The sequence below is a fragment of the Paenibacillus sp. Y660 genome (assembly GCF_057221575.1).
In genome coordinates, this window is the sequence record NZ_JBXBBJ010000021.1 from 31,859 (window position 1) to 57,747 (window position 25,889).

26 protein-coding genes and 1 pseudogene are annotated in these 25,889 nt (G+C 46.0%); 17 read left to right on the top strand and 10 right to left on the bottom strand.

The window, feature by feature from the left end:
- Window positions 1–260 precede the first annotated feature (260 nt).
- Together AC2TDN_RS20085 and AC2TDN_RS20090 are read left to right on the top strand one after the other, a co-directional pair.
- A complete protein-coding gene (locus tag AC2TDN_RS20085; RefSeq protein WP_482067790.1) occupies window positions 261–458 on the top strand; it encodes a PspC domain-containing protein in 198 nt (65 codons plus the stop codon).
- A gap of 36 nt (window positions 459–494) precedes the next feature.
- Window positions 495–1,148 carry a PspA/IM30 family protein gene (locus tag AC2TDN_RS20090; RefSeq protein ID WP_484689980.1) on the top strand — a complete coding sequence of 218 codons (654 nt, stop codon included), beginning with the start codon at window positions 495–497 and terminating at the stop codon, window positions 1,146–1,148.
- Window positions 1,149–1,340: 192 nt separating this feature from the next.
- Here the strand turns inward: AC2TDN_RS20090 and AC2TDN_RS20095 are convergent, their stop codons facing one another.
- The 4 genes from AC2TDN_RS20095 to AC2TDN_RS20110 form a co-directional block, all read right to left on the bottom strand.
- Entirely contained in the window at window positions 1,341–2,315 is a 975-nt protein-coding gene (locus AC2TDN_RS20095) for an NAD(P)-dependent alcohol dehydrogenase (protein ID WP_484689981.1), read from the bottom strand.
- A 36-nt stretch (window positions 2,316–2,351) separates the two neighbouring features.
- Window positions 2,352–2,570 carry a helix-turn-helix transcriptional regulator gene (locus AC2TDN_RS20100; RefSeq protein ID WP_482067795.1) on the bottom strand — a complete coding sequence of 73 codons (219 nt, stop codon included), beginning with the start codon at window positions 2,568–2,570 and terminating at the stop codon, window positions 2,352–2,354.
- Window position 2,571: 1 nt separating this feature from the next.
- Window positions 2,572–3,018 (bottom strand): hypothetical protein, encoded by a 447-nt coding sequence (locus AC2TDN_RS20105; protein ID WP_482067796.1) that lies wholly within the window; start codon window positions 3,016–3,018, stop codon window positions 2,572–2,574.
- A gap of 140 nt (window positions 3,019–3,158) precedes the next feature.
- The gene (locus tag AC2TDN_RS20110; RefSeq protein WP_484689982.1) at window positions 3,159–3,767 is read right to left on the bottom strand and encodes an MBL fold metallo-hydrolase; all 609 of its coding nucleotides are present in this window, start codon (window positions 3,765–3,767) and stop codon (window positions 3,159–3,161) included.
- Between the two features lie 695 nt (window positions 3,768–4,462).
- Between AC2TDN_RS20110 and AC2TDN_RS20115 the strand changes: the two genes are divergently transcribed.
- From AC2TDN_RS20115 to AC2TDN_RS20130, 4 genes are all read left to right on the top strand, one after another.
- Window positions 4,463–8,395 (top strand): S-layer homology domain-containing protein, encoded by a 3,933-nt coding sequence (locus AC2TDN_RS20115; RefSeq protein WP_484689983.1) that lies wholly within the window; start codon window positions 4,463–4,465, stop codon window positions 8,393–8,395.
- Between the two features lie 213 nt (window positions 8,396–8,608).
- The gene (locus AC2TDN_RS20120; RefSeq protein ID WP_484689984.1) at window positions 8,609–9,289 is read left to right on the top strand and encodes a hypothetical protein; all 681 of its coding nucleotides are present in this window, start codon (window positions 8,609–8,611) and stop codon (window positions 9,287–9,289) included.
- A gap of 5 nt (window positions 9,290–9,294) precedes the next feature.
- The gene (locus AC2TDN_RS20125) at window positions 9,295–9,933 is read left to right on the top strand and encodes an S-layer homology domain-containing protein (RefSeq protein ID WP_484689985.1); all 639 of its coding nucleotides are present in this window, start codon (window positions 9,295–9,297) and stop codon (window positions 9,931–9,933) included.
- A gap of 63 nt (window positions 9,934–9,996) precedes the next feature.
- Window positions 9,997–10,308, top strand: coding sequence for a cohesin domain-containing protein (locus tag AC2TDN_RS20130; protein ID WP_484689986.1), 312 nt, complete (start codon window positions 9,997–9,999; stop codon window positions 10,306–10,308).
- A gap of 350 nt (window positions 10,309–10,658) precedes the next feature.
- On the opposite strand, the gene AC2TDN_RS20135 is transcribed toward AC2TDN_RS20130, so the two are convergent.
- The 3 genes from AC2TDN_RS20135 to AC2TDN_RS20145 form a co-directional block, all read right to left on the bottom strand.
- Window positions 10,659–11,441, bottom strand: a complete 783-nt coding sequence (locus AC2TDN_RS20135) for a hypothetical protein (RefSeq protein ID WP_484689987.1) — start codon at window positions 11,439–11,441, stop codon at window positions 10,659–10,661.
- 14 nt (window positions 11,442–11,455) lie between these two features.
- Window positions 11,456–12,451 carry an ABC transporter substrate-binding protein gene (locus AC2TDN_RS20140; RefSeq protein WP_484689988.1) on the bottom strand — a complete coding sequence of 332 codons (996 nt, stop codon included), beginning with the start codon at window positions 12,449–12,451 and terminating at the stop codon, window positions 11,456–11,458.
- 129 nt (window positions 12,452–12,580) lie between these two features.
- A complete protein-coding gene (locus AC2TDN_RS20145) occupies window positions 12,581–14,218 on the bottom strand; it encodes a helix-turn-helix domain-containing protein (protein WP_484689989.1) in 1,638 nt (545 codons plus the stop codon).
- Between the two features lie 134 nt (window positions 14,219–14,352).
- Here AC2TDN_RS20145 and AC2TDN_RS20150 point away from each other — a divergent pair, with 134 nt between their 5' ends.
- The 8 genes from AC2TDN_RS20150 to AC2TDN_RS20185 all read left to right on the top strand — a co-directional run bounded on the left by AC2TDN_RS20150 (window position 14,353) and on the right by AC2TDN_RS20185 (window position 20,339).
- Window positions 14,353–14,547 (top strand): hypothetical protein, encoded by a 195-nt coding sequence (locus tag AC2TDN_RS20150; protein ID WP_484689990.1) that lies wholly within the window; start codon window positions 14,353–14,355, stop codon window positions 14,545–14,547.
- 42 nt (window positions 14,548–14,589) lie between these two features.
- Window positions 14,590–16,056: a M17 family metallopeptidase gene (locus tag AC2TDN_RS20155; RefSeq protein ID WP_484689991.1), complete on the top strand. Its 1,467-nt coding sequence runs from the start codon at window positions 14,590–14,592 to the stop codon at window positions 16,054–16,056.
- A gap of 27 nt (window positions 16,057–16,083) precedes the next feature.
- Window positions 16,084–16,776, top strand: coding sequence for a copper homeostasis protein CutC (locus AC2TDN_RS20160; protein ID WP_484689992.1), 693 nt, complete (start codon window positions 16,084–16,086; stop codon window positions 16,774–16,776).
- A 27-nt stretch (window positions 16,777–16,803) separates the two neighbouring features.
- A complete protein-coding gene (locus AC2TDN_RS20165) occupies window positions 16,804–17,649 on the top strand; it encodes an ROK family protein (RefSeq protein ID WP_484689993.1) in 846 nt (281 codons plus the stop codon).
- Complete coding sequence (locus AC2TDN_RS20170) at window positions 17,633–17,767, top strand: hypothetical protein (RefSeq protein WP_484690012.1); 135 nt, start codon at window positions 17,633–17,635, stop codon at window positions 17,765–17,767. Before AC2TDN_RS20165 ends, AC2TDN_RS20170 begins: the two co-directional genes overlap by 17 nt.
- Window positions 17,768–17,803: 36 nt before the next feature.
- Entirely contained in the window at window positions 17,804–19,078 is a 1,275-nt protein-coding gene (locus AC2TDN_RS20175) for an alpha-L-fucosidase (protein WP_484689994.1), read from the top strand.
- A 179-nt stretch (window positions 19,079–19,257) separates the two neighbouring features.
- Window positions 19,258–19,839: a hypothetical protein gene (locus AC2TDN_RS20180; RefSeq protein WP_484689995.1), complete on the top strand. Its 582-nt coding sequence runs from the start codon at window positions 19,258–19,260 to the stop codon at window positions 19,837–19,839.
- A gap of 116 nt (window positions 19,840–19,955) precedes the next feature.
- Window positions 19,956–20,339 carry a hypothetical protein gene (locus AC2TDN_RS20185; RefSeq protein ID WP_484689996.1) on the top strand — a complete coding sequence of 128 codons (384 nt, stop codon included), beginning with the start codon at window positions 19,956–19,958 and terminating at the stop codon, window positions 20,337–20,339.
- 133 nt (window positions 20,340–20,472) lie between these two features.
- On the opposite strand, the gene AC2TDN_RS20190 is transcribed toward AC2TDN_RS20185, so the two are convergent.
- Window positions 20,473–21,120 (bottom strand): YitT family protein, encoded by a 648-nt coding sequence (locus AC2TDN_RS20190; protein WP_484689997.1) that lies wholly within the window; start codon window positions 21,118–21,120, stop codon window positions 20,473–20,475.
- 153 nt (window positions 21,121–21,273) lie between these two features.
- Between AC2TDN_RS20190 and AC2TDN_RS20195 the strand changes: the two genes are divergently transcribed.
- The 3 genes and pseudogenes from AC2TDN_RS20195 to AC2TDN_RS20205 all read left to right on the top strand — a co-directional run bounded on the left by AC2TDN_RS20195 (window position 21,274) and on the right by AC2TDN_RS20205 (window position 23,914).
- On the top strand, window positions 21,274–21,711 hold the full coding sequence (locus tag AC2TDN_RS20195) for an Lrp/AsnC family transcriptional regulator (RefSeq protein WP_482067815.1): 438 nt from the start codon (window positions 21,274–21,276) through the stop codon (window positions 21,709–21,711).
- 28 nt (window positions 21,712–21,739) lie between these two features.
- Window positions 21,740–22,828: pseudogene (locus AC2TDN_RS20200) on the top strand (threonine aldolase family protein).
- 45 nt (window positions 22,829–22,873) lie between these two features.
- Complete coding sequence (locus AC2TDN_RS20205) at window positions 22,874–23,914, top strand: DUF1835 domain-containing protein (RefSeq protein ID WP_484689998.1); 1,041 nt, start codon at window positions 22,874–22,876, stop codon at window positions 23,912–23,914.
- Between the two features lie 296 nt (window positions 23,915–24,210).
- On the opposite strand, the gene AC2TDN_RS20210 is transcribed toward AC2TDN_RS20205, so the two are convergent.
- Window positions 24,211–24,549: a hypothetical protein gene (locus AC2TDN_RS20210; protein ID WP_482067818.1), complete on the bottom strand. Its 339-nt coding sequence runs from the start codon at window positions 24,547–24,549 to the stop codon at window positions 24,211–24,213.
- A 20-nt stretch (window positions 24,550–24,569) separates the two neighbouring features.
- Window positions 24,570–25,871, bottom strand: coding sequence for a pyrimidine-nucleoside phosphorylase (locus AC2TDN_RS20215; RefSeq protein ID WP_482067819.1), 1,302 nt, complete (start codon window positions 25,869–25,871; stop codon window positions 24,570–24,572).
- Window positions 25,872–25,889 lie beyond the last annotated feature (18 nt).

A 25,889-nucleotide genomic window follows, 5' to 3' on the forward strand; every position in this document is an offset into this window, starting at 1 on the left:
TTTTATATGGGCAACAACCTGCAATCAAGTATGTAAGCGATTTGCTGCAAGGCAGTCTTTCATTTTATTAAGCCGTTAAGCAACTTTACAGCCTTCATTTCTACAACTCGTGGTAAATCCATTCTTCGCTTCCCCGTCAGATGTCGCAGATCGTCCCCGCCAAAAGCCTAGTTCGCAAAACAGACCGGGGACCGTTACCCATACACAAGATTATCTCTAGAATAAAGCTATAGACGAGGAACAAGAAAGGGCGATTGAATATGAGAAAATTGTTTCGTTCAACAACGGATAGCAAGCTTACAGGTCTTTGTGGAGGTATCGGTCAATGGTTAGGTGTAGATCCAACTATTATCAGACTGCTGGTCGTTATTGCGGCGCTCTTTAGCTGTGGAGCAGTAATACTGGGGTACTTTATCACTACGTTGTTTGTGCCAAAGGCAAATCATTTCAGCTATTAGACTGCGACTTAATACAACTCGAGGAGAGATGAAAAAATGGGAATTTTACAGCGTGTAGTTAGCATGACGAAGGCAGCGGCCAACGAGATGTTGGACAAAATCGAGAATCCGGTTATGATGCTTAATCATTATTTGAGAGATTTAGACGAGGAAATTGCAAAAGCGGAACGCGGGATGGAACAACAGCAAGTACAGGAGCGCATGCTCCAAGCAAAGCTTAATGATTTGAACGAGCAAGTTGGTTACTACGGAAGCAAAGCAGAGCAAGCAGCAGCTACGGACCGCGAGGTTGATGCCCGTATGGCGCTTGAGGCTAAGATCCTCTATCAGGAGCAAGCCGAAGAGTCGATGAGGCTGCAGCAGCTTGCCAAGCAAGCCGTGCTTGACCTTGAACAGCATGTTCAGACGTTGAAGGAAGAGAAAGTCCGCCTTCAAGGAAAGCGTACAGAGCTAATTTCCCGTGTACAGCAGACTACTGCTGGAACACCAGGCGTAGCGCAATCATTGCATGGAAGCTCAGCTGCAAGAGGCTTCGAGCGGATCGAAATGAAGGTAATGGAATGGGAAGCGCAAAGCGAGCTTGCCAAAGGTTCTTACGGCGTAGACACAGTTAGATATGGCGGTGATCAGCAACAAGAGCAGCGCAGCGCACGTGTGGATGAAGAACTGAAACGTCTTCTGCAAAAGTAGCCTAGCCGGCAAACCAAAGAGTGCTTCCAACAGCATGGATACAGTAAAAACCTCAATCTGAGCAGACTGAGGTTTTTTGCTGCGGTATGAATTTATTTTGTGTTTTAGTCGTTCTTTTTGAACTCACTCACGATAGCAGTCAACTATTAAGATTAGATCATTCTCAATTCGAAGTATGCACGTACATGCAAGCTACAAATTCTGTTCGAAGGTGATGATTACATTTCCTTTTTTATGCCCTTTCTCAACATATCTGTGAGCCTCGGCAGTCTGTTCCAACGGATAGCGTCTATCTATGACTGCTTTTATTTTTCCCGCCTCAAAAAGCTGTTTGAGGAAAGCTAAATTTTCTTTATTTTGCTGTAAGCCCGCAGGCGTAAATATGGCTCTTTTGCTGCCGATCTTTGAAGTCCACAACATTTGAAGCATAGTTCCGAGTGCAGGAACGGTGGAGAGATAGATTCCTCTTTGCTTTAGCGAGCTTTTACAATGTGAAAATGAGCTTTTGCCTACCGCGTCGAAAATAACGTCATAGGTCTGACCGCTTTTGGCAAAGTCCTCTTTCGTATAATCTATTGCTTTGTCGGCTCCGAGCGATTTCACTAATTCTACATTCGTAGTACCGCACACTCCAGTAACTTCCGCCCCAAAGGATTTGGCAAGCTGTACAGCATAAGCGCCTACCGAACCAGAAGCGCCATTGATAAGAACTTTTTGTCCACTCTGAATATTCGCTTTATCTCTAAGGAAAACCAATGCGGTTGTTGCTCCATCACAGACGCCGACGGCTTCCTCGTAAGTTGCATTGGACGGTTTTATTATCACCGCTTTATCTTCGGGCAGACACATGTACTCGGCATGTGCTCCAAAGCTATGTGGACTTATACCAAACACCTGGTCACCTTTCTTAAATGACTTCACGTCTTTGCCTACTGCATCAATTTCCCCGGCAAACTCGACGCCTTGTTTGGTAAGTTTGGGTTTTGTAAGGCCATAAATAAATCGAATCATAAACGGGTCAGCCTTTCGAAAGGCACAATCCGCTGGTGTTACGACTGCTGCATAAATTCTTATCCGTACTTCGTTTTCCTTGGGAGCAGGTTTCTCGACCTCTTTAAACTGAAGAACATCCGGAGATCCGTATTTTTCGCGAATAATAGCTTTCATAAGCATTCCTCCTGAATGGGCTTGTAAATCACTGCTTTATACCTGTTCTTCAAAAGAGAAAATCTCTTCCAATTTTAAGTTGAAGACGAGAGCGATGCGAAAAGCCAATTCCAGAGAAGGGGAGTATTTTTCTTTTTCGATAGCTACGATTGTTTGCCTGGTCACGCCGACTTTGTCAGCCAATTGTTGTTGGGTCATTTCATCATGGTTAAAACGTAAGCTTCGAATGTTGTTGCTGATATGACATTTGGCCATCTTAGACTCCTTTCCGATAATGATAGAGCTGTGTGAATATTCCAGCCAACTCTGACACAAAGCCTGAGAAAATAAATATGATGAACATTACTGAGGGGGACATATCCATGACCAGCGAAACCATCGCTAGTAGAAAGCCGATTGTAAACACATAATGAGAAGTCCTTGTGGCTTTCAATTCAATTATTTTATCCAGCTCATCAGTAAATGAAGGCTCTTTTTCATTTGTTGCTACTGTGTTGATGATGCTGAATACAATATGAATGATAATTTTGGCTACAATCGACACCGGGATTAAGATCAAGATCGCGGCCCCCCAAAAGCTGAAGGTATCTGCCTGATCGAACCCTGCATCTTGATACTTTCGAAACACATACATGCAATAGAAGCTAAAAATCAATGTGGTGCCAATTAAAGATACGATATTCTTTTTTTCTTGAAAAGACATATTTTATTCCCCCTGTACGTTAACCTTTACCTTAGGTAAGGTTATATATACATAATGTAATATTAAACATACACAATGTCAATAATACTTTACATAAAATTGAGAAAAATTTCTAATTAGCCTTGATTTATGTATGAAACCTAGAAAGAAATAACCTCTCCATCATCAGGAACAATAGCAGCATGCTCAAGGCTTAGTTCTTTCAGAAATACTTTGCGATGCTGACGCTTAAAAGTACAATGGCTAATCGCATCCATATGAACGGCAACGATCTTCGTAGCTGGCGACAACTGCGCAATGCGAACGATATCTTCGGCGGTCATCGTGATAATCGTCCCTAACAGCATCTGTGCACGCGGCGTATTCATGATCGCAATATCTGGTTGAGACTCTTGGAATACCTTTTCAATAGCAGGAGTATAAATGCAGTCGCCGACAATATAAATCGAACCGTCCGCTGGAGTGCTTACAATGAATCCAGATACCGGGCCGAGCAGTTTGGCGACGACACCTTTGGCATGTTGCCCTTTAATCCGTTTTATCTGAATGCCACACCAAACAAACGAATCATGAATCGCATGTACCGTTAAGAATCCAGCGGTTTGTAAGAAAGCTTGATCCTCGGGTTGGCAAAATACAGGGATACTCTTGTTTAGAACGGAGATGGCCCTTTTATCCAAATGATCAAAGTGTCGATGGGTCAAGAGCATTGCATCCATGTCCTCAAAGAAATGCAGAGGAACAGGCAACTCCGCTCTTGCGCACAGCTACACAGCCTATTTGGTGTACTGGTTAAGGGAGAAACAAGCTACCTAACATATACAGATTTAACCAATTATATAAAAATATAGATAAGACAATACGGCGCACCTATAATTGAATTAGAAATGGTAAATCATATAATATAAGGAGAGATTATACCTTGTCAGCCATTCAGGTCGGGTTTGCTTAGCTGAAGCTGCGTGCTGTTTCTGACTCCTAGGAAATCTCACTGCCGAGACTATAAGTGATAACCAAGGACCTTTAGGCCTCCGCGAAAGGGTTGGCTTGAGGGTCTTTGTCTTTATTACTGGATTTGGTAGATCATATGAAAGAGGCTATTCCCATCCCGCTGACATTTGCCGAATGGTTAAATCTATCAATCATTTATTAGTGGTCAGAAAATTGGTACCGGGAGTTAATTCACCCATACGTTGGGTGAAAAGTACTATAAAATACCTTTATTGCAGATATTTCCGATTCAGGTTATACTGTCCGAGTGTAATATTTTTCCGATTATTGTCGAATAATTCAAATAGAATAGGCACAAAGGAGGCAGAGAACTAGGCTGCCCTTAAGTCAGGCTACTCATTTGATAGGCAATAAGACTTGGGGCTGGTAGAGTCATTGAATGATAGATGATATCGGATTGAGAATGAATCATATGCAGAAGGAGATTTAAACTATGAATAAATCAATCCAGAAAATTTGCTCACTTGTGATAGTCGTATTAGTATTGATGAGTACAGTTGTTGTACCCGTCTCGGCTGCAACATTTAAGGACACACAAGGGCACTGGGCACAAGCTAGCATGAATAAATGGAATGAATACGGCGTTGTTAAGGGGTATGACGGCGAGTTTAGGCCGAACGATGCTGTTACAAGAGCTGAATTCTCTACAATGATTAACAATATTATGAAATACATAGAAACAGGCGGAAATACGTTTTCAGATCTAAACCCTAATCAATGGTATTATGATACGTTTGTGAAGTTAAATAAGGCCGGAGTAATGAGCGGCATTGACGGAAAAGCGTTGCCAAATAAGAAGATTACCCGTCAGGAAGCGGCGGTTCTCATTTCCAAAGCATTTAATATCGAAAACAGCTCAGTTGCTACATCTTTTAAAGATGAGAATGATATAGCTGGGTGGGCAAAAGGCGCCGTTAAAGCGCTTGTGTCCAAAAAAATTATCAACGGCCAGCCGGACGGGACGTTTAAGCCGCTTGCTCCTTTGACTAGAGCGGCAGCAGTAACGATTTTCAATAATTTTATTCAAGATTTGATTGCCAAATCAGGCGAGTATTCAAAGAATGTTAATGGAAATCTAGTTGTAAATACGGCTGGAGTCATTTTAAAAGATATGAAAATATCGGGTGATCTTTATATTTCGCAGGGTGTTAGCGAGGGCGAAGTCACTCTTAATAATGTAGACGTTACGGGCTCCGTATATGTTCATGGCGGCGGCGAGCATTCCATTATTTTCAACAGTGTTGATGTGAAAGGCGCTCTCGTCGTTAACAAATATAACGGTAAAGTTCGCATTTTGGCGACAGGTAGCACGTCGGTCTCCATTACGAAATTGGAAAGCGGAGCATTGCTTGTTACGAAAGAACTTGTTGGCGGAGGCTTTGAGAGCGTCGAAATTTCGGCTGATGTTTTAGCGGGTCAGTCTGTTGTTCTCGATGGTAATTTCAACAAAGTCACCAATCATTCTGCCACAACTGAAATTACGGCAAACGGAAAAATAAATGAACTGGTTGCGGGAGTAAATACGAATATTAAAGGAAATGCAGTTATTAGCAAGATAACGACTGAAAACGGCACAACTGCTGCAGTTAACAATAAACCCATTACACCAGCTACTGAAAGCAATGGCGCTATTACTGGTGGAGGATCTTCTGGTGCTGGTGCTGGTGGCAACGATAATTCTACGATTTCCGTTGCGGACATCTCTATTAATGAGAAGAATGTATCTCTTAATGTCAGTGAAACAAAACAGCTTACCACAACGTTTACTCCAAGTAATGCTACTAACAAGAAGTTGAACTGGAAAGTAGAAGACAACAGTACGCATGTCGTAACCATTGATCAGAATGGTTTGGTTACAGCTATTGGTGAAGGAGCAAAGACGATTAAGGCAACGACGGAAGACGGGGGAAAATCTGCTCAAGTAGTCATCAAAGTTAGCAAACCTGCTATAACTGTTGCTCTTTCGAAGTATGAAGGCTCCGTTATTGAACAGAATGCAGCTATCGATGATGAGATCATCACGAATAGTAGTAGGCTGTCTCTTAAGTCAGTCGTAGAATCTGTCTATATAGACAACTATTTTGAAACGATGGTTGTTGCAGAGAAAGCTATGCAGCAATCGGAGTACCCATCAGGCAAGTTTGCGTATGCTGTCATCACGTTAAAGGATAGAGAAGGCAATCCAATTGTAGACACAACGGGAATTACTGCACTCGTAACAAGTGAAGCTGGCACTTACGAGCCTGCGTTCGGCGCTGCTCTTGCTGAAGGATCTAAGGATGGAAGCTTTGTATTGAAAATGAATACAGGCAATCCGGAGTCTATTCAACGCTTTAAACTGACTTTCTCGCACAATAGCTATGCTGACACCACTCTAGTTGTTGTTTATATACCAGAGGGAACAGCTTATATCACAGCAATTGAACCAATCACCGGCGAGAAAACCATTGGAGTACAATTAACGGCTGCCAATGTACATTATGAAGGTACGGCTGCCAACAATAATTTGACATACCAGTGGTTAAGATCGGATAACGCGGACGGACTTTATACCGTCATTGAAGGCGCTACAGCTTCTAAATATGAACTGACGAATGAAGACAGTGGACAATTTATCCGTGTTGTCGTTTCCGCAGATCACATAAAAGTAGGCGGTTCTGTTACAAGTGCTCCATTCGGACCTGTTGTGAAGCCAGTAAGCAACAATGAAGTATTTGCAGCCATTGATGCAGCGTTTTTGGGAAGCAATAAGAATCTAAATAGTATTATTTCTAATTTGAATCTTATGACATCCTTGTCTGCATTCTCTGGCATAACGCTTGCTTGGGAAACAAACAATACGGCGATCATCTCGAAGGATGGGGTTGTGACAAGAGATGCCGAGAACGATCAATCCGTAGAATTGACAGTAACTCTTAGTGGAAGAGCGAAGGGTACAAAAGTGTATTCCATAATTGTAAGATCAAACGCTGCGGATAATGTGGAATTAGGCGACTTTGTTGACCCGTACTTTGTAGAGGGCTACCCACAAGCCTATGTGAAGGACGGAACGATTTGGGTTCGCTATAAGCTGAATGCTCCTGCAGATGTATTCATGGTCGTTAATGCGATAAATGGTACTTTGGAGTCCAGTGTGAAGGCGGTACTGGAAGGGCATGCAGGAAAAGATGATCACATATACGCGGTAGAAAAGTGGCCATATTTTAGAATCGACAGCTCTAAGGTCAATCAATTACAGGAATTTGATACAGGCGTTACCTTAAAAAATCGAACTGCTCGTGTGGAATTTGTCATACAGGACACAGGCAAGAACTATACGTCCAACGCTGTGACGACGATTCTGTTCGATCAAGAGACAGTAGTTTCCCTTGATACGCATCCTCCAAATTCATATAGCAAGTTCATTAACGATGACTTGAATGCCATTTATATTTATTATCGTGAATGGATTGATTTAAACAGTAAACCGGAAACGACGGATTATACGTTGAATAATGGCATCGTAAATAATGTCACCTTATACAATTATCCAGATCAAAGAGGCGCTGTGTCTTCCTACGTGAAACTCGAGGTTAGCGGGATAACGGAAGCCAATAAAGGGAATCTACAACTATCCTACACTGGAAATGCTATTCAAGACAAATCAGATGCGAAAAACAAAGAGGTAGCTTATACAAACAGGTCGGTTATCCATTATGAAGAATGGATTGAAAGCACCACCATCACTTTCGACAGAAAGTCGATGATTATCGAGATCGTTCCTGGTTGGAATCCGAAAGATACTGTGATACAAGTTGATAAATCCTTATTTACAGTTAGTGTTAAGAATGAAGGTAATTTCACGCCTGATTCAATTTATTATGGTTACAACACGGGTCACATTTCTTACAGACTGAAATTCGATTCACCGATTCCAACTGGTACTACTACTGTGAAAGTAAACACCACAGGCTTAAAGAATTGGGCTTTGGATAATTATCCGAATGAACTCGTATCAAATAAAGTAACGGAGCTTTCAGCACCGGGCACTCCATCAGCAGCTTATTCAAATGGCGAGCTCAAATTAACTTTTGCGGACGGTTTTACTTTTAACAACAAAGGATTTAATGCGGCGGGGCTTGCGCTGAAGGTTGACAATGTACAATATGCGCTAAGAGGCTTCATCGTAAGAGCAGACGGGACGGATAAGAATGTACTGGTTATTGATTTGGAAGACCAATATTCTTCGATCTTTAAGAAAGCTGTTGAGACGGGGTCCGTCATACAAGTTCAATATACAAAGGTAAACGGTGACAATGATCAGCAATTGTCAGATAAGGCAGGAGCATTGATTCCTGATTTTGGATATGTGAGGGTCACTAAGTAATCTTGTTGAATAACCTTTGGGCTTTTAGAACCTTCATTTCCACTTTTATAGTGGATTTGAAGGTTCTTTTTCATGTACTCTAATGAAAAAGGGCAGTCATCTGGAAACGGTTAAACCTTTAGACAAAAATATCCTTTTGACATATAATTTTCAACCTTCGCAGTTTCCTAACTTACCATTTTTTCACGAATAAAAATAGTACGGGAGGGAGAATTGCCGGGTCAACTCCGGATCATTGACGTTCATGTAGGGACGGATAGTACCAATGGCGATTTGATGAAGCTGAGCTGGAAAGCGACATCGGCCGTTTCAAGCACGGCTGCCGTTTCATTAACGAAAGTAATCATTGCTAACGGTGACGGAAATGAAACGGGTTTAGGCGGCTCCACGCACAACATAACCATTGGTACGATAAATAAAGATGCGCTTAGTGCCTTAATTAGTGATGCTCAAAACAAGCATGATGCTGCTGTGGAAGGGACAAATGCAGGGCAATATCCGGTAGGCTCGAAAGCAACTTTGCTTGCAGCCATTCATAGTGCTCAGCAAACAGTAGAAAATTCGGCTGCGACCCAGAAGCAAGTGGAGCAAGCAACGGTTCAACTGAATGCCGCACTGCAAGCCTTCTTGGCGGCAGTAAATGTCGTTATCCCAGGCATTTCTGGTGATTACAACGACTGCTATGAAATCCGTTTAGCCTACGATGCCAAGAAGCTGCGGTTTGAGAGTGCTTCCGCCCTTTGGGAGGGCTTTACTGTTGCCGTATTCAAGAAGGACGGAGAAATCATCTTCGCGCATACGAAGGTTGGCCAAAAAACCGGGGAGAATGGAACGGTCAACTTGGCGGCATTCTCGTCAAGAGTATCGCTGAAGGCAATGCGGGAGTTACACTGACACAGGTGAAAATCGTTGACAGCAAAGTGGCTGCTTCCACGGTAAAGACAGACGATGAGATTATGCTGGCAATTGCTCCGCGTGACAAAGTGGTCCATTTCAAGGATGTTGCTGCGAGCCATTGGGCCAAACAAGCGATTGAGCGGGCATACGCTCTTGGTTGGATTGATGGTTATCCAGATGGAACCTTTAGACCGCAGGGGAATGTAACCCGTGCAGAATTTACAGCGATGATTGCTAGAGCGATCAACTTGCCATCGGGCGCGGGGGCGCTGCCAACATTAGCCGATTGGGATCAAATTCCTGAATGGGCGAAGTCCTATGTATCGGAAGCAGTCGGGGCAGGTATTGTAAAAGGCTATGAAGACAATACGTTTCGCTCAAAAAACCTGATCAGCCGCGCTGAAATGACGGCGATGATTATGCGGGCGTTAGGCAAGCCTCTGAATGGAGGAGAAATATCTACATTTGCTGATGCTGATCAAATACCGAAGTGGGTACAATCGGCAGTAACGGCAGCAGCCAGAGCTGGCTTAATAAAAGGGAAAGGCAATAATCTGTTTGACCCTCATCATCATGCGACTCGGGCAGTGGCTGCAACTATGATCCTCAGCTTGCTCGATTACAAGCAAGCGAGCGAATAGATCTTGGAAGGGAGTATAGTTCATGTGATTGAAAACAGGTAAAAAAATAGTTTTGGCGATGACATGCTGATAGCTATTTTAATGGGTCCATATACGAGGCTGCCAAGCATTCAAGCAGAGGAAGGCGTTCAAGCTGAGGCCTTAAGGGAAAGCAATTCCGTTGGCAACAGTGAATCCATTGATTTGACGTATGAGATTAGAGGTGTAACCGAGTCTATATACGCACAAAATCTGACTGTGACCTTCGATCCTGAACAATTGGAGTTTTCCGGAGCGGAGTCCTTGAAGGAAGGCTTGGTGATCGTTGGCCAGCCCAAGCTCGAGGAGCCGGGGACTATCCGGCTTATTGTGGCGAGGGTGATGAGTCGCAGATAAGCGGAACCGCACACTCTGTGAATGCGGCCCCTTCTGATCGCTTGCTGCGGTTAGGCATTCCCTTGGTGCTTTATATGTTATGGCTATCCATCTACTTTAAGCAATGGTAGTTTCATAGTTTCTTGGATTGGTTATAAATAATATTGTATGTGGTTCTCTTTTTTTCGTCTGAGTAGGGTCAGACAGCGGTTTGTAATAAAGCGTGATCCTTGGGTTGGCAAAATACAGGGATACTCTTGTTGAGGCAGCAAAAAGCCTTCGTCTGATCAGACGAAGGCTTTCTGCTATTGTATGGTTTTCTCCGTCTCGCGAGCATTGTTTGACTAATGCTTCGATGGAGCCAACCTCTCTTAAAATCCAGTTCTCATTGCTGCTCGATCCTTTTCTTTCAGTCGCGGGCATTCGTAACAGTAGCCAAATGCGCTATCCAAGCAATAAGCGAGGCAACAAGCTGTTTTTACTAACATTTTGTGAGCAGGGTTGTTGGGGTGCTGAGTGAAGTTCAGTTTAATATCAAACGGGTTTTTGCGGAGTCCAAATGCGCTTGCATGAACGCCATGCGTAAGCAATTTAACATGATTAATGATCCTGGTTCTGCTTTCTTCATCCTGCGCTTCGGCTAAATTCTCTTCCATTTGAGCGAATAACGCATTAACGATCTGTCCCCACAGATGTATAGCGTTTATTTGGGCAAGCTTAGACAGCATTTGAATGAAGGGCGTTATGTGCTCCCTATAAAAGGAGTCGAGTGATTTCTTGCACCAATCATCACGGTCCTTTATTGGAATGCTGCAAAACCGCGCCTCGTTGATTTTAAAGGAGAAGAGGGGATAGTGTTCACTTGCATATAGCTGCACGGATAAATTAGATAATGATAAATCCAATAGCAGCCCATCGCCGCGAAAAAGCATATGATGCATCGCACCGCATACTCCCGCATACCAGCTGATAAAAAAAGCAGCGGTCGTAGACCGTTCTCGTGCCTTGATAAGCGGTCCGTAAGTATCGATTAAGCGTCTCATATTTTCTTCTATTAATAGATCGGAAGCAGGGATGGTAAGCACAGTGTTTTCGAGCTCATGCAAAGTAATGAAAAATTTCTCCTCCAATTGCTGAAAATCAACCGTGCCCACTGCAAACCCTCCCATTATTTTTGTTTATTTTCAAAAGCATGAACGACGTCGTCAATCGCATGAATGTCTGCCAGAGGAGACATGCCCAGACTAAACCATTCCTTGCCTCCCATCATGTAAATCTGATTTTTCTTGACGGCCGTCATGTTTTTCCACAAAGAGCTATTGATCATTTCGTCGTATCTGCTCTTCACTTCTTCACTGGACTCATCATCCAGCTGCAAAATAATATGGTCAGGGTTATATTCCGGTATTTTTTCGAGTGAAATCGAAAGGCTGAGCTCGCTCTGCGGGAATTCTTTAACCGGCGTTAAACCTAGCGTCTTATGAATGAATTTGCCCCGATCGATATTTTCTCCGTAAATAACGATTTCCTTCGCCATAATCATCATATACATGACCGTCTCGTCGTGAACAAGGGAATCGAGCTTCGTCTTGGCTTCGCCCTCTTTGGTTTGCAAATCTTGAACAATCGTCTCAGCCAGATCTACCTTGCCAAGAACATCGCCAATATCCCGCAGCTCATCACGCCAATTGTCCCGCTGCGGCAAAAGCACGGTTGGTGCGATTTTTGAAAGCTGATCATAATCCTTATCAGACCACCACGTAGGGGCAATAATTAAATCAGGCGCAGCGGCCAGAATAGCTTCAAAATTAGGCGTTTGGGCAATTCCCATCTTTACGGTATCTTTAAAAGGCTCCTTGAGATAGGACGGGAAATCCTGATGATAGTTTTGTACGGCAATCGGCGTAACGCCAAGCGCATACAAAAACTCCGGGTAGACGACGGAAAGTCCAATGACCCTTTGGGGATCAGCGGGGATACTGATGTCACCTTTTAAAGTTGTAATCACACGCTGTTTATCGGTTGCTTCTGTGTTTGTGTTGCTGGCATTCTCAACGGTAGTGCCCGCCTTATTCGTCTCCGTTTTATCAGCTCCACAGGCAGTACTTAACATGACTAATAATACGATAACAAATCCTGCAATCAAACGTCCTTGCTGCTTCATTCTCTGATGACCCTCCTGAAAATCTAATTTTACAAATGACAATCTTCTATTAAAATTGATTATCATTATCACATATCAGGAGTATAGATGAATTAAAGGCTTTGGAATAGTGACGATAACGACAAATTTTTATGCACGATCCCGCCAAATTTTCAGTGCTTCATCAAGCATAAGCTCATGGATGAAAGCCGTATATTCGACCCAAGGATAGGAAGGGATGAAGTCCACCCGGCTGTTTCTAACGGCTTTCAGTCCGAGCCATTGCTCAGCGTTCATGAGTGTTCGCCAGCTCGCTTGTGATAGGGCATCCTCATCCACGATGAGCAATAAACGATCCGCATCAAAATCCGCTAGCTGATCTGGTGTCACCTGCTGATCCGGCTTCAATCGATCGACGCCACGCGCGGGAACAACCTGTAGATCATCATAAAACACCGTGTCCAAGCTTCTGTTGCTCAAAACATGGAACCGGTCTCTAGTGATTCTCAGAATGAGAAGACTGTCATCCTTGAAGGCTTGTTTCACCTGTTCTCTTACAAAGAGGGCCTTTCGATCATAATTTTCAAGCCAAGCTTCTGCAGTTGCAGTCTTGTCCAGAAACTGTGCAACTAGGCGCAAATGCATACGCCAATCGTTCTCCATCCATGGCACAAAGTATGCAGGTGCGATTTCCTTGAGCATGGCCTGTTCCTCCGCAGGCACAAGAATATCAACCCCAATAATGAAATCCGGGTTAGCAAGCCGAATCTCTTCTCTCTTTATTAACGCATTCGTGCTTAGAGGCAGCAGTGTGTTCATGTGATACTTTCGTTTGTAATAATCGGTCCAGGGGTGATCGGCAGGTGCAGCGTAAGGATTAACTTGCAGCGCAATCAGTTGTCCAATGTTGGAGGCATGGTAAGCCACTATTTTTTGCTTGCTGTTCTTCATAAATGCCGCTGGAGGCATACCCGATATCTGTTTGAATTTGCGTCGAAAATAGATATCGTCGTGGTAGCCTACATGCCTTGCGATATCCCTGAGACGATTTTGCCCGCCTATTCGCATAAGCTGCTGCGCCTGCTTAATTCGGAAGGTCGCCAAATAGTCGATCGCGCCGCAGCCATACCTCTTTTTAAACAACCTCATAAAATGACGAGTGCTAATCCCTGCCACCTTCGCCAAATGATCGATCGTCAGCTCTTGCTGATAATGCTGCTCGATATAGCCCCGCACATTTTCCAGTACCGTTTCTGAATCGTCCCCTTGTACATGAAGTGCATCATGTAGAATGGTATGCAGAATCTCTTGAAACTGAATTTGGCCGCGAAATCGTTTTAGGCGATCCTCATTCTGCAAGCAATAGTAAATGGTTTCGCACATGGCATGAATGGAAACCGGAGATATAACGATAACTTCCCCTTTTACCGGAAACGGGCTATTCCGCTTGATGATCTGCATCGCATGCACAGATGATCCGTCAGCCTCCATAACATCGAACCGCATATGATAAAACCCGCGTTCATCAAAGGAATGAGCGGCTGCTTCTACGAGTTGGCCGGGCAAACAAACGTACACGCTGCCTTGTCGGAGTTCGGTGAATTGCCCATCGATGGTCAGCCAGCCTTGACCGCTTGCAGCAACAAGAATCATGTGGGACTCGATAAATTGAAGGCGCAGCTCCCATTCATTCGTGTGGTTCTGGATATGCTCCATTTCCCGAAGCTTAAAACACATGCCTTCGAGTGAGGTGTAATCGTTATTTTTTATCTTATTTATATCAAACAAGCAAGCTCACCGCCCTTATGACTAGCTAAGGAACATTTTAGACCACAATGATACTCTTCGCAATTTCAATGAGATGTGACACTTGCGACGTAATCCTAACGATAGATAATCATCTATTGTTTTTAGAGAGGCCGGTGGGGACATCCTCGCTTACGATGTATATAGAGACAGCTGCATCAACCGCTGATGTAATCATCGACGATGTTCTGATCGTGGATAATACGCTGCCAGGTGGAACGGAAGAACCGGGAACAAAAGCTATTGAGTTCTTAGAGGATTCAGAGCGTAGAAGCCTATTCGATGAAGAGATGTTGAAGTTAGAGCGTTAATTGAACTTATCTAGATACTTTAAAGGCAAAGAAGGGACAGCGATGAATATGGTAATCGATTCCGCCGGCTCGGCGGATATTCTCGTCTATCTGGCTTATGAAGAGGAGGCGTTTCCCCTTAAGCTTGGGGAAGCTCATAAAAGGAGCGGCAGCTTGACATGGTTGTACAGCCGAACCGAAGAAGAGCAGGGCGTGCTTGCGGTAGGAATGGGCAAGCGCCGCGATTTGACGCTTGAGAAGGTCCGCCGGGCAGGCGGGTCAGCTGCTCGTATGGTGCAGCGTGAAGGTAGAAGCAGCGCTTCGCTTGTCCGCATGGCGGGCGGGGCCGAAGCGGGCGCAGTTATTGGAGATAGCCAGCTGGCTGCTGCGGATTGGCTGCAAGAGTGGACAGAAGGCTGGCTGCTCGGCTTATACCGTTTCCAAGCTTACAGGGAAGCGACGAAGATAAACGATTCGGTTGATTTGTTTCTGCAATCGAAGGATTGGCCGGAGCTGCGAGTTGAAGAACTCGCCGCTGTACTTGAGAATGGACGAATTCGTGCCGATGGTGCGATGCTTGCACGGGATCGTGTGAATGAATCGCCGGTTACGCTGAATCCTGATACCTTCACACAATGGATGGCGGAGTACTTCGACCGCGAAGATAGCCCTGTTAAGGTTCATGTGTACCAAGGACAGGAGCTTGTCGATCTTCAGATGAACGGACTGTTAGCGGTAGGCGCAGGAAGCAAACATGCGCCGGCGCTCGTTGAAATCCGCTATGAGAGAAATCCGGAGCTGCCAATGCTGGCCTTGGTTGGCAAGGGTGTTACGTTCGATATGGGCGGCATGAACGTGAAGACGGCCAGCGATATTAGCGATGCCCGCATGGATATGGGCGGCGCGGCTGCTGTCATTGGCGCGATGGACATTTTGCTTCGGAAGCGGGCTAAAGTGAATGTGACGGCACTTATTCCGGTTGTTGACAATGTGCCGGATGCGGAGGCGATTTTGCCGTCGTCGGTCATTCGCTTCCCGAACGGGTTGACCGTTCAGGTCGCTAATACGGATGGCGAAGGCAGGCTCATTCTCGCAGATGCATTAATTCATGCTGCGAATATCGGCGCAGCGGAGGCCATTGATATCGCAACATTGACTGGGAATGTTGGGGCTGCGCTAGGTCTTGGCATCGCCGGCATTTGGGGCGATAGGGACATGACGCAAAGTCTCGTCGAGATTGGCGAGCGCAATGGGGAGAGGCTATGGCCGATGCCGCTTATGGATGAATACGAAGCGGATCTTAAGAGCCATTATGCCGACCTGCGCAATGTCAGCACCTCTCCGTTTTCAGGTGCCATTACAGCAGCGCTCTTTATTCGCCGATTCGTAGCGGAATCGATGAAATGGATTCATATCGATATGGCGGGTACGGTTCAATACAAGCAGGATATGAGCTATTCAGAAGCAGGCGCGACCGGATATGGGGCACGGCTCCTTGCTGACTATGCAATGAAGCAGGAACAACGATAAAAAAATGGATGGAGAGGGGGCTTTGTTATGATTTTGGAAGTCATCGCTACTTGTATAGAGGATGCATTAACGGCAGAGGCAAACGGCGCTGATCGTCTGGAGCTGATTACTGCCATTACGGAAGGCGGCTTAACACCGGGAATCGGATTAATCCAGCAGGTTGCCAAAGAGGTGAGCATTCCTGTCTTTGTCATGGTTCGTCCGCATAGCCGCTCATTCGTATATTCCGATAATGATATTTTGACAATGGCAGCGGAGACGAGGGCAATTGCAGAGAGTGGTGCGGCAGGCATCGTTGTAGGAGCATTGACCTCGGAAGGACGCATCGACGAGCGAGCTCTGGAAGCCTTGCTGCCGTTAACAAATGGCTTGCAAGTGACATTTCACCGCGCGTTTGACGAGCTGGAGGACCAAATTGCTGGTTTGCGGACGCTGAGTAATTACCCGCAAATTAAACGAGTGCTTACCTCTGCCGGACCTGGTCCAGCGATGGAAGCTATTCCGGCTATGCGCGGACTGGTCCAGGAGTCGCAAGGCGGCTCCGTGAAAATATTGGCTGGAAGCGGCTTGAAGCCGCAAGGCATTAAGGCGTTTATCGAACAGACCGGAGTGACGGAGGTGCATTTTGGCTCGGCAGTCCGCTGCGGCAATGACTCGCTGTCTCCAATTGATCCGGCAATCTTGCGGGCATTGGCTGAGAGCCTGCGCTGCGTCGATTGATACTAGAAAGTGAAAAGGTGATTGGCAATGCATAAGGTTGAAAGCTACGTAGTCGGAATCGACTTGGGAGGAACTAAAATGGCAGCTGCGCTGTTCGACTCAAGCGGCACGCTATTGAATAGAGAGCAAATGGAGACTGCCGGCGCTCGAACAGCCGAAGAGGTCGTCCAGCGGATGATCGGAATGATTCGCTCGGTCGCCGAAGGACGGCCATTAATCGGCGTCGGATTAGCCTCTCCGGGAGCGGTGAACAGCCGGGAAGGTATCGTTATTAACGGCACTAACCTTCCGGAATGGAACAACGTCCCGTTGAAGCGATGGATGGAAGCGGAGCTTGGCACTCCGGTGCAGGTCGTTAATGACGCTAATGCTGCAGCTTGGGGCGAATATGTTAGAGGCGCAGGCAAAGGTGCCGAAAATATGGTTTACGTCACCTTCAGCACAGGCATTGGAGCGGGAATCGTCATGGACGGCAAGCTGCTGCTAGGTACACATTCCTTCGCGGGTGAGCTGGGCCACAATATGATCGATCCGAGCGGCCCTATATGCAGCTGCGGAAGATACGGCTGCTGGGAAGTGTTAGCTTCAGGTACAGCAATTCGCGATACGGCGTTAAAGTTCATGGAGAACAGAGCATCGCTCATATCCGAGCTGGCAAGCGCAAGCGGAGACAATGTTACGTCTCAGCATGTATTTCAAGCCATGAAATTAAACGATCCGGTAGCTGTCGAAGTCATTGACCGGACGATTCATTTTATGGCACAGGGGTTGGCTAACGCGGTTCATACGTTCAATCCCGATCGCATCGTGATCGGGGGGGGGCATAAGCAAAGCAGGGGATTTACTGTTCCCAGCGCTGCGCCAGAAGACTGAAGAGCTTGTGATGGCGCCGTACAGAGGGACGTACAGCCTCATGCCAGCCGGCCTAAAAGACGATGTTGGTCTCATCGGCGCCGCGGCATTATTTCATACAATCGAAGCAGGATCATGAATTTATCATCCATTTTATAAACGGAGGGATTCAGGAATGGGAACGAGAGAAGAAAGAACGGAATGGTTTTTGCAGGACAGATTCGGTTTGTTTATTCATTGGGGACTTTATTCGATTCCGGCCAGAGGTGAATGGGTTCGCGGCAACGAGAGGATGAGCAAAGAGCGTTATATGACCTATTTCGATGAGTTTGACGCTTCCCGTTATGATCCGAAGGCATGGGCTAAAGCAGCCAAGGCTGCTGGACAGAAGTACGCTGTGTTGACGACCAAGCATCATGACGGCTTCTGCTTGTTCGACAGCAAGCTAACGGACTTCAAGGCGACGAACACGCCAACTGGACGCGACCTCGTTCGCGAATATGTGGATGCGTTCCGGGCAGAAGGAATCGCCGTCGGTTTGTACTACTCCATCATCGATTGGGATCATGACGATTATCCCGGTTACGGGGATAAGGCGCATCCTGACCGCAGCAACGAAGCGGTGAAGGACAAGCCGATTGACTTTGATCGATACCTCACGTATATGCACGGTCAAGTGAAGGAGCTGCTTACCCATTACGGCAAAATAGACATCATGTGGTTCGACTTCTCGTACGACAATATGACCGGCGAGAAATGGAAGGCAACGGAGCTCGTTCGGATGATTCGCTCGATCCAACCGGATATTATTATCGACAATCGGTTGGGCGGCAACATCCGTGCGGCAGAGCCGGAGGAATATGCGGGCGACTTCTTCTCGCCGGAGCAAATCATACCGCCTGGCGGCATCGTTGACGTTAACGGGGAGTCTATTCCTTGGGAAGCATGCATTACGCTTAACGACAACTGGGGCTACTGCTCGGAAGACAAAAATTATAAGTCGACTAAGCAAGTGATCCGAACAATGGTGGAATGCATCAGTAAAAATGGCAACCTGCTGCTTAATGTAGGGCCCGATGCGAAAGGTGAAATGACGCGCGAGTCGCTTGTCGTATTAAGCGAGGTTGGCGAATGGATGCGCTTGAATGGAGACAGCATTTACGGCTGCGGTCATTCGCTGCTGCCGAAGCCGGAGTGGGGCCGTTACACGCAAAAGAACAACAAGCTGTACGCTCATGTCTATGACAGAGGGATCGGGCCTATCTATTTCCAAGGCTTGAAGGGGAAAATAAAGAGGGCAAGATTGCTGCGAGACGGTACGGAGCTTAAAATCGAGGTGCCATGGATGGCGGAGGAATATTCCGATATAGAAGGCGGAGCATTCATTACGTTGAAGGGCGCCGAGCTGCCTGATGAGATGGATACGGTTATTGAGCTTGAACTCTTCTGATTGCCGCATAATTTACAGGGCTGTAACGGAAGGTCTTAGACCTTCGGCGGCAGCCCTTTTTTTATGTGCCGAAAAACGTGTATTTAAGACCTACCCCATAATTAGATAAGCCAGCGCAACATTAAAGCTCTTTCTGCCGTCTCCAAGTGTAATAATGGAATTTCAGAAGGAGGCATCGTATGAAAATCAAGATGCTGCTTGTCGTTCTGAGCATCGTGCTGCTTGCCGCATGTGCAGCTGAAAAAGACAGTGAAAGCAAAAATGCGGATCAATTAAGCTATAAAACCACCCAAGCGAGCAGCACGGAAAAGTTAAAGCTGGAGGAGCCTGATTTGCAGCATGTTTCGAGGCAAAATGTGAAGCAAGACATGAAGGAAGTCTACAGACTCGCTTTGGATGCGTTTATGCCGCTTGGTGACGGACTTACGCATCACATGAAATATCTTGCCTTGGAGTTAAACAACTTAGAGGGTATCTCCGCTGAAGATAAAGAGGACATTTTGAACGATTTTAACAAGTATGGCGTTGACGTATTAGATACCACTTTAGAGCAATTGGAGCAAGAAGGACGAGTGGGTGAGGCGAGTTCTATTAAAGGTGTGCTGTTTAGAGTGAAGAGTACAGAAGTCACAGACAATAAAGTCGTCGTTAGGGGTTTTGTTTATAAATCGGCCAAGGGCGGGGTCGGTACAAGAGTCGTTGTTGAATACGCGGATGGGAAATGGCAAGTGACCAAAGCCACTGCAACTGGGATAAGCTAACTTGGAGGGCTATGCAGCCTTATATTTAATCTAGCAATCTAGTAAAGATATACACACCGAAATCTATCATTCTCCATACAATAATAGCAATTCTTAATAAAAGGGAGATGGTAGGAATGACTAACAGAGGAGGTTGCAAAAGCTCTGGAAAGAGGAGCCATGGGAAACCTAAGAATCAGAGTCATGGAAGTAAAAAAACAGAAAGCCGCAGTCAGGGCAGTAATGGCTCTAAGGAACAAAGCTGCGACAAAAACATCCGTGTTCTTAGCATGCTGCTCAAGCTTGGCGTAGGTTCTACGAATATTCGCATTTTTTTTGGCGGAAAAGTACGTTCTGGCGTGTATTTAGGTATTGTTGACGAATCTGTTGTAATCAATGTCAGGGGCTCAGTCAACTATATTAGTATTTCATCTATCATTGCTGTTGAAGTTGGGCTCGGCAAAAAAAAGAAAAAGAAAAAGAAAAAAAGATCAAGCTGCAGAAAGACGATTTGTTTTTAATTTCCGTAACGGTTTTCAGTATCAAGCGTGCCAAGTGTAAACGACGAATGAGGACCGCTCATCGCTTAAATAGACAAAGCAAAGGAGGACACGCCTCCCTTGCTCTTTTTTTGCCATAAAAATCAATGTTCAATCAGAGTGATGACGTGACGTTTGGCAGGGCTTTCGCTTTGTCTTGCTCAGCGCTATTTTTCCTCCTCTTATAGAGGGACAAGATGCCTGATGTTACGGCTATCGATAGAGTTGAGAACAATCCGCTCGTAAGCGGTAATGCGGACATGCTGGTGAGGACAACCAGAAGGTCGAAAACGAAGTTGGTTTTGACGGGATTGATTCCATGTTTTTTGTGCAAGTAAATGGCAAGTATCGTTGCGCCGCCGAGCGAAGCGCCGTTACGGAACAAGGCGGTGAGGCCGGCGCCGATAAAGGCTCCTCCGACGATAGCCCCAACCAGTGACGGAATCGTAAAGGAAGGCAATATGTTGTCCATGGCGCTTAATAAAGAGAGAAGCGCGATAGCTAAAATGGTTTTGAAGGTAAAGGATTTGCCCATGTAAAAGTAAGAGAAAATAAAAAAAGGTAGGTTGAGCAGGGCAAATAAATAAGGGAATTGGACATGCAGCAAGGGCGATAAGCTTAAAGAGAGACCCGCTGTTCCTCCGGTAACGATATGGGAATGCTTTAGGATGATCAATCCGCCGGCAGTAACGAAGCAGCCTATTGCAAAATGGAGCCATTTGCGGATGTTTTCCTTCACTTTGTTGTCTGACTTCCGTATCATATCGCATGCACCGCCTGCTTAAGTTTGTTAATATAAGGATACAAAACGGCGCGAATCGTATATATAATAAACGGAATGAAATTGATGTGAAATTAGGTAACATTGAATGAAATTGCTATGTTTTTTCTGCAAAATGAAGGGAGGCCTGCGAGGATGGATCTATTGGATCGAACGCTTCTCCAATTGCTGCAGGAGGATGGGCGAATGACGGTTAGCGAGCTGTCCAAACGACTGGCTTTAAGCCGTCCCAGTATTTCGGAGCGTTTGCTGCGTCTGCAGGAGAGAGGGGTCATTACTGGATTTGGCGCTCGGGTATCGCCGGTCGCAGTCGGGAGAAACATACAGCTGATCATTCAAATGAGCGAATTGAAGGTATTTCCGATGGAATTCGAGAAGCGCATCATGAATGACGATGAAATTATTGAATGCCACCGGGTAACGGGAACGGTCAGCTATATTTTGAAGGCGGCGGTAACGGGGATGGATGCGCTGAGCGAGCTCGTAGAGCGGCTCATGCCGTTCGGCAATGTCAACACCTCGGTTATTCTATCTTCACCGGTGATGAACCGGACGATGCTGCCGAAGGAATAAACGACGGATAAAGAGAGGGACATACGAGATGGAACAAACAATGACACTTATTGAAGCTTATAATCAAGCCAGCTATCCCTTAATCGGTCATGGGAGACGGAACGTACAAGTGCTGAAAGAAGCGCTGGCACATTGGGAGGATGAGCAGGATAGCGATATGTACGGCAAGGGGGAGCTTATCGAGGATTTTGAAGTGCAAATGGCACGCCTGCTAGGCAAAGAATCGGCCGTGTTCTTCCCCAGCGGTACAATGGCGCAGCAAATTGCGCTCCGGATTTGGTGAAATGAGAAAGGGATTAAGAAGGTGGGCTATCATCCGTTAAGCCATCTGGAAATCCATGAGAAAGACGGCATGAAAGAGCTGCATCATCTTGAACCGATATTGCTGGCGGATGAAGAGAGGCCTGTCCTTCTGAAGGATCTGCTTGGCTTGAAGGAAGACATTGCCTGCTTGCTGCTGGAGCTGCCGCAGAGGGAAATTGGCGGGCAATTGCCGGAATACGCAGAGCTTGAAGCGATGTCGGCGTTTTGCCGGGAGAGAGGCATTAAGCTTCATCTTGATGGGGCAAGGCTGTTTGAGATTCTTCCCTATTATCGCAAGTCGGCGCTAGAGGTCTGCTCGCTCTTCGACAGCGTCTATATTTCGTTCTATAAAGGAATTGGCGGTATTGCTGGAGCGATCTTGGCCGGAGAGCGAAATTTTACGGAACAATCGAAGATTTGGAAGAGACGGCATGGCGGTGATTTAATCAGCCTGTATCCTTATATTATTGCCGCAGATTACTATATGGAGCGTCGGCTGCCGCATATGGAGAAGTATTACAGGGAAGCGCAGGAGCTTGCTGCATTATATAACGGGTGCCATGCGATGAAGACAGTCCCGGAAGTGCCTGTATCCAATATGTTTCATGTGCACACGACGGTAACGAAGGAGCGGCTTGAACCGATTCTTATCGCAATCGCTATTGAAACAGGCATCGGCTTGACGCAGTCAGTACGTGATAAAGGTGATGGTGGCTCCTATTTTGAGGTCAACATTGGCGATCGGCACGGCGTGGCTCCAAAAAAATTTGTTATAGAAGCTTTTCGTTTGCTGGGCCGGAAGCTGCAAGGGTAGAGCTAACTGCTAAAGCGGATGACTCTGGAGAGAGAGGATATGCATATGAAAATATCGGAATTGCGTCATGCGATCAACGGTTTATCGGAACGGGAAATCCAATCCATAATTATGCATATGATGCTCAAGATTGAGGCAGTGGAAAATGATCATTATCCAAAAGAGGATCTGTATGAGGATTTATTGGGGATGTATAAGGCTGTATTAACCCCAAATAAGCAGCAGCAATGGGAGCCTGACGAGAATTGCAAGCAAGTGCATATCGGGTTTGGTGATACTTTTGCTGCATGCTTGAAAATCGCGATCAAGAAGCTCGGGAGAGAGGATACCGATAAGGTAATCGCTTTTCGCGAATGTTACTCCATCGGACCTATATGGCAGTTGCACGAAGAGGAAGGACGAACGAAGCGACAGGAATGGTTCTTCGACCATATTAACAGTGGAGAGGATGGGGATGACTACGAGGAAGCTTATCAGAGCTTAATGCGGCAAATTTCGCTCATTCCGCCTCAGGCTGCTATAACGATATGGAGCAGCATGAATGCTCATGAGCAGGTAGGATTGCGTTATGCCGTTTACTTATTAAGGAACAGTGGGAACCCCTTATTCACCATTCCTGTATCGGATGTTTGCGATTGCTTGTTTAACAACCAAGACCTGACGGTTGAGTATAAGCACTCTGGTGAAATAACGCCAGACAAGCTGCAGGCTGTCCTTAGTGAAGGCAGTGCTAGTGTACGATTGAACGGGGATTCAAGAAAGGTATTAGAGACCGAGTGGCTAGAGCTTGCTGAGCAGCCTGAGGTGCTTCGTATTTGCAAGGATGAGAAGGTTCTGTCTGTTGGCGAGGATTATTTTGACGCTTATTTGATGGAGACCGTTGAAAAACTGCATAGCGGAAAGGGTGATCGGGACTTTATTAAAGCAGCTCGCGTGATTGGCGAAGCGTTAGGCTACTGCGATCAGTATGTGGGGGACGACTATTTTGAATACCGAATTCGGGAATTGATTTACAGCGGCCGCCTCAAAATCAAGGGAGTCCCTCGCGCTATGCGCTATTACAGCGTAAGAAGCAGCGTGGACTGAAATTAAATTTTTCACCAGCTAGTTGAGAGCCAAGGAGCTCCTGTCTTTCGCTCCTTAAACTTACTTTTCACATGCTTTTTCGCTTATTCCAGCATTCATTGTTCTAAGGTGGGAAGATTTTCGCTTGCCCACAATCTCATGAAGCCAAGCAACCATAGACCTGAATAGAAAAATAGCGGTACAGGAATAGCCTCCTGTACCGCTATTTTCAATTCAAAGCGAGCTATCTTCTCACCGAGCATACTACTTTTGATACAGCGCCCTTCCGCCACCGTTCCAAAGGGGGACTTGCTATTTTAAAGCTTAGCCACAATAATGCCAGCCACAACCAAACCGAGGCCTACAAATGTTTTCCAGCTTGGCACTTCCGAGAAGAAGAAGAAGGAGACGACAAGCAAGGCTATAATATCAAGAAATTTGGAGCTGGAGACGACCAGCGTATTGCTGCCTAAATATTTATAGCCGTATTTGAAGCCGAGTCCAAGCAGTACATTCGCAAGAAATAAGATGGGGATCATATAAGCTTGGAACTTCAAGGTTTCTCCTAATGAAGCGCCGATAAATTTCGTCTGAAAGGCGAACACACCGTTAATAAGAAGAAACCCCAAAAACAAAATGACAATCGCATAAAACATTTATTTATCTCCTTCTAAGCCTACTCTGTCACAATACCGTAGACGAGTACCGGAGGTGTTGCCTCGCTGCCAATGCGAATATTCTCGTAAATGAGGTTCAGCACATCATCCACATTTTCACGATTCGCATGAATGGTAACGAGTGATTCGCCCACTTTGACCGTATCGCCGATTTTCTTATTCAGCATGAGTCCCACAGCTAAATCAATTTCGGATTCCTTAGTTGCGCGTCCAGCTCCAAGGAGCATTGCCGCCGTGCCGATCTCATCTGCAACAATCTCAGTAACAACGCCATCTTCTTTGGCAGGCACTTCAATAAGGTATGCCGCCTGCGGCAGCTTCTCAGGGTGATCTACGACAGATGGGTCGCCGCCTTGGTTGGCAATAAAGGCTTTGAATTTATCGAGCGCTTTGCCATTGCGGATTACTTCCTTCAGCAGCTCTTCAGCTTCTTCAAGGGAGCTAGCTTTATTCGCCAGAAACACCATTTGACTGCCTAGCGCAAGACAAAGCTCCTCCAAATCCTTAGGACCTTTTCCTTGCAGCGTATCGATCGCTTCCTTCACTTCCAGCGCGTTGCCGATAGCAAAGCCGAGCGGCTGGCTCATATCCGAGATAACCGCCATCGTCTTGCGGCCGACGTTATTGCCGATGCTTACCATCGCATGTGCAAGCTCTTTGGCATCCTCTACGGTTTTCATAAACGCGCCAGCGCCAGTCTTGACGTCGAGCACAATAGCATCCGAGCCGGCAGCAATTTTCTTGCTCATAATCGAGCTGGCAATAAGCGGGATCGAGTTAACCGTTGCCGTAACATCGCGCAGGGCATATAGCTTCTTATCAGCTGGCGTTAGGTTGCCGGATTGGCCGATAACCGCAATTTTATCCTTATTCACTAATTGCACGAATTCATCCTTTTCGATCTCCACGTGGAAGCCTGCGATGGCTTCCAGCTTATCGATTGTCCCGCCCGTATGTCCAAGGCCGCGGCCTGACATTTTGGCAACCGGGATATCAAGAGCAGCAACGAGAGGGGCAAGCACCAATGTAGTCGTATCGCCAACTCCGCCTGTGGAGTGCTTGTCTACCTTCACGCCTTCAATCGCTGACAGGTCGATCGTATCGCCGGAATTCACGATTGCCATCGTCAAATCAGCGCGCTCGCGCTCGGTCATATCCTTGAAGAAGATCGCCATAGCTAGGGCGCTGACTTGATAGTCCGGAATTTCATCCTTCGTATAACCGTCGATAATAAAGTTGATTTCCTCTGTCGTCAGCTCTTCACCATCACGTTTTTTTTCAATCAGATCAACCATTCTCATATGTTTCTCTCCTCACCT

Bases quoted from the DNA above. Each gene is read 5' to 3' on its own strand.
- AC2TDN_RS20085 (WP_482067790.1), top strand. From the start codon at position 261: ATGAGAAAATTGTTTCGTTCAACAACGGATAGCAAGCTTACAGGTCTT.
- AC2TDN_RS20090 (WP_484689980.1), top strand. From the start codon at position 495: ATGGGAATTTTACAGCGTGTAGTTAGCATGACGAAGGCAGCGGCCAAC.
- AC2TDN_RS20095 (WP_484689981.1), bottom strand. From the start codon at position 2,315: ATGAAAGCTATTATTCGCGAAAAATACGGATCTCCGGATGTTCTTCAG.
- AC2TDN_RS20100 (WP_482067795.1), bottom strand. From the start codon at position 2,570: ATGGCCAAATGTCATATCAGCAACAACATTCGAAGCTTACGTTTTAAC.
- AC2TDN_RS20105 (WP_482067796.1), bottom strand. From the start codon at position 3,018: ATGTCTTTTCAAGAAAAAAAGAATATCGTATCTTTAATTGGCACCACA.
- AC2TDN_RS20115 (WP_484689983.1), top strand. From the start codon at position 4,463: ATGAATAAATCAATCCAGAAAATTTGCTCACTTGTGATAGTCGTATTA.
- AC2TDN_RS20130 (WP_484689986.1), top strand. From the start codon at position 9,997: ATGCTGATAGCTATTTTAATGGGTCCATATACGAGGCTGCCAAGCATT.
- AC2TDN_RS20140 (WP_484689988.1), bottom strand. From the start codon at position 12,451: ATGAAGCAGCAAGGACGTTTGATTGCAGGATTTGTTATCGTATTATTA.
- AC2TDN_RS20155 (WP_484689991.1), top strand. From the start codon at position 14,590: ATGAATATGGTAATCGATTCCGCCGGCTCGGCGGATATTCTCGTCTAT.
- AC2TDN_RS20160 (WP_484689992.1), top strand. From the start codon at position 16,084: ATGATTTTGGAAGTCATCGCTACTTGTATAGAGGATGCATTAACGGCA.
- AC2TDN_RS20165 (WP_484689993.1), top strand. From the start codon at position 16,804: ATGCATAAGGTTGAAAGCTACGTAGTCGGAATCGACTTGGGAGGAACT.
- AC2TDN_RS20175 (WP_484689994.1), top strand. From the start codon at position 17,804: ATGGGAACGAGAGAAGAAAGAACGGAATGGTTTTTGCAGGACAGATTC.
- AC2TDN_RS20180 (WP_484689995.1), top strand. From the start codon at position 19,258: ATGAAAATCAAGATGCTGCTTGTCGTTCTGAGCATCGTGCTGCTTGCC.
- AC2TDN_RS20185 (WP_484689996.1), top strand. From the start codon at position 19,956: ATGACTAACAGAGGAGGTTGCAAAAGCTCTGGAAAGAGGAGCCATGGG.
- AC2TDN_RS20190 (WP_484689997.1), bottom strand. From the start codon at position 21,120: ATGATACGGAAGTCAGACAACAAAGTGAAGGAAAACATCCGCAAATGG.
- AC2TDN_RS20195 (WP_482067815.1), top strand. From the start codon at position 21,274: ATGGATCTATTGGATCGAACGCTTCTCCAATTGCTGCAGGAGGATGGG.
- AC2TDN_RS20205 (WP_484689998.1), top strand. From the start codon at position 22,874: ATGAAAATATCGGAATTGCGTCATGCGATCAACGGTTTATCGGAACGG.
- AC2TDN_RS20210 (WP_482067818.1), bottom strand. From the start codon at position 24,549: ATGTTTTATGCGATTGTCATTTTGTTTTTGGGGTTTCTTCTTATTAAC.
- AC2TDN_RS20215 (WP_482067819.1), bottom strand. From the start codon at position 25,871: ATGAGAATGGTTGATCTGATTGAAAAAAAACGTGATGGTGAAGAGCTG.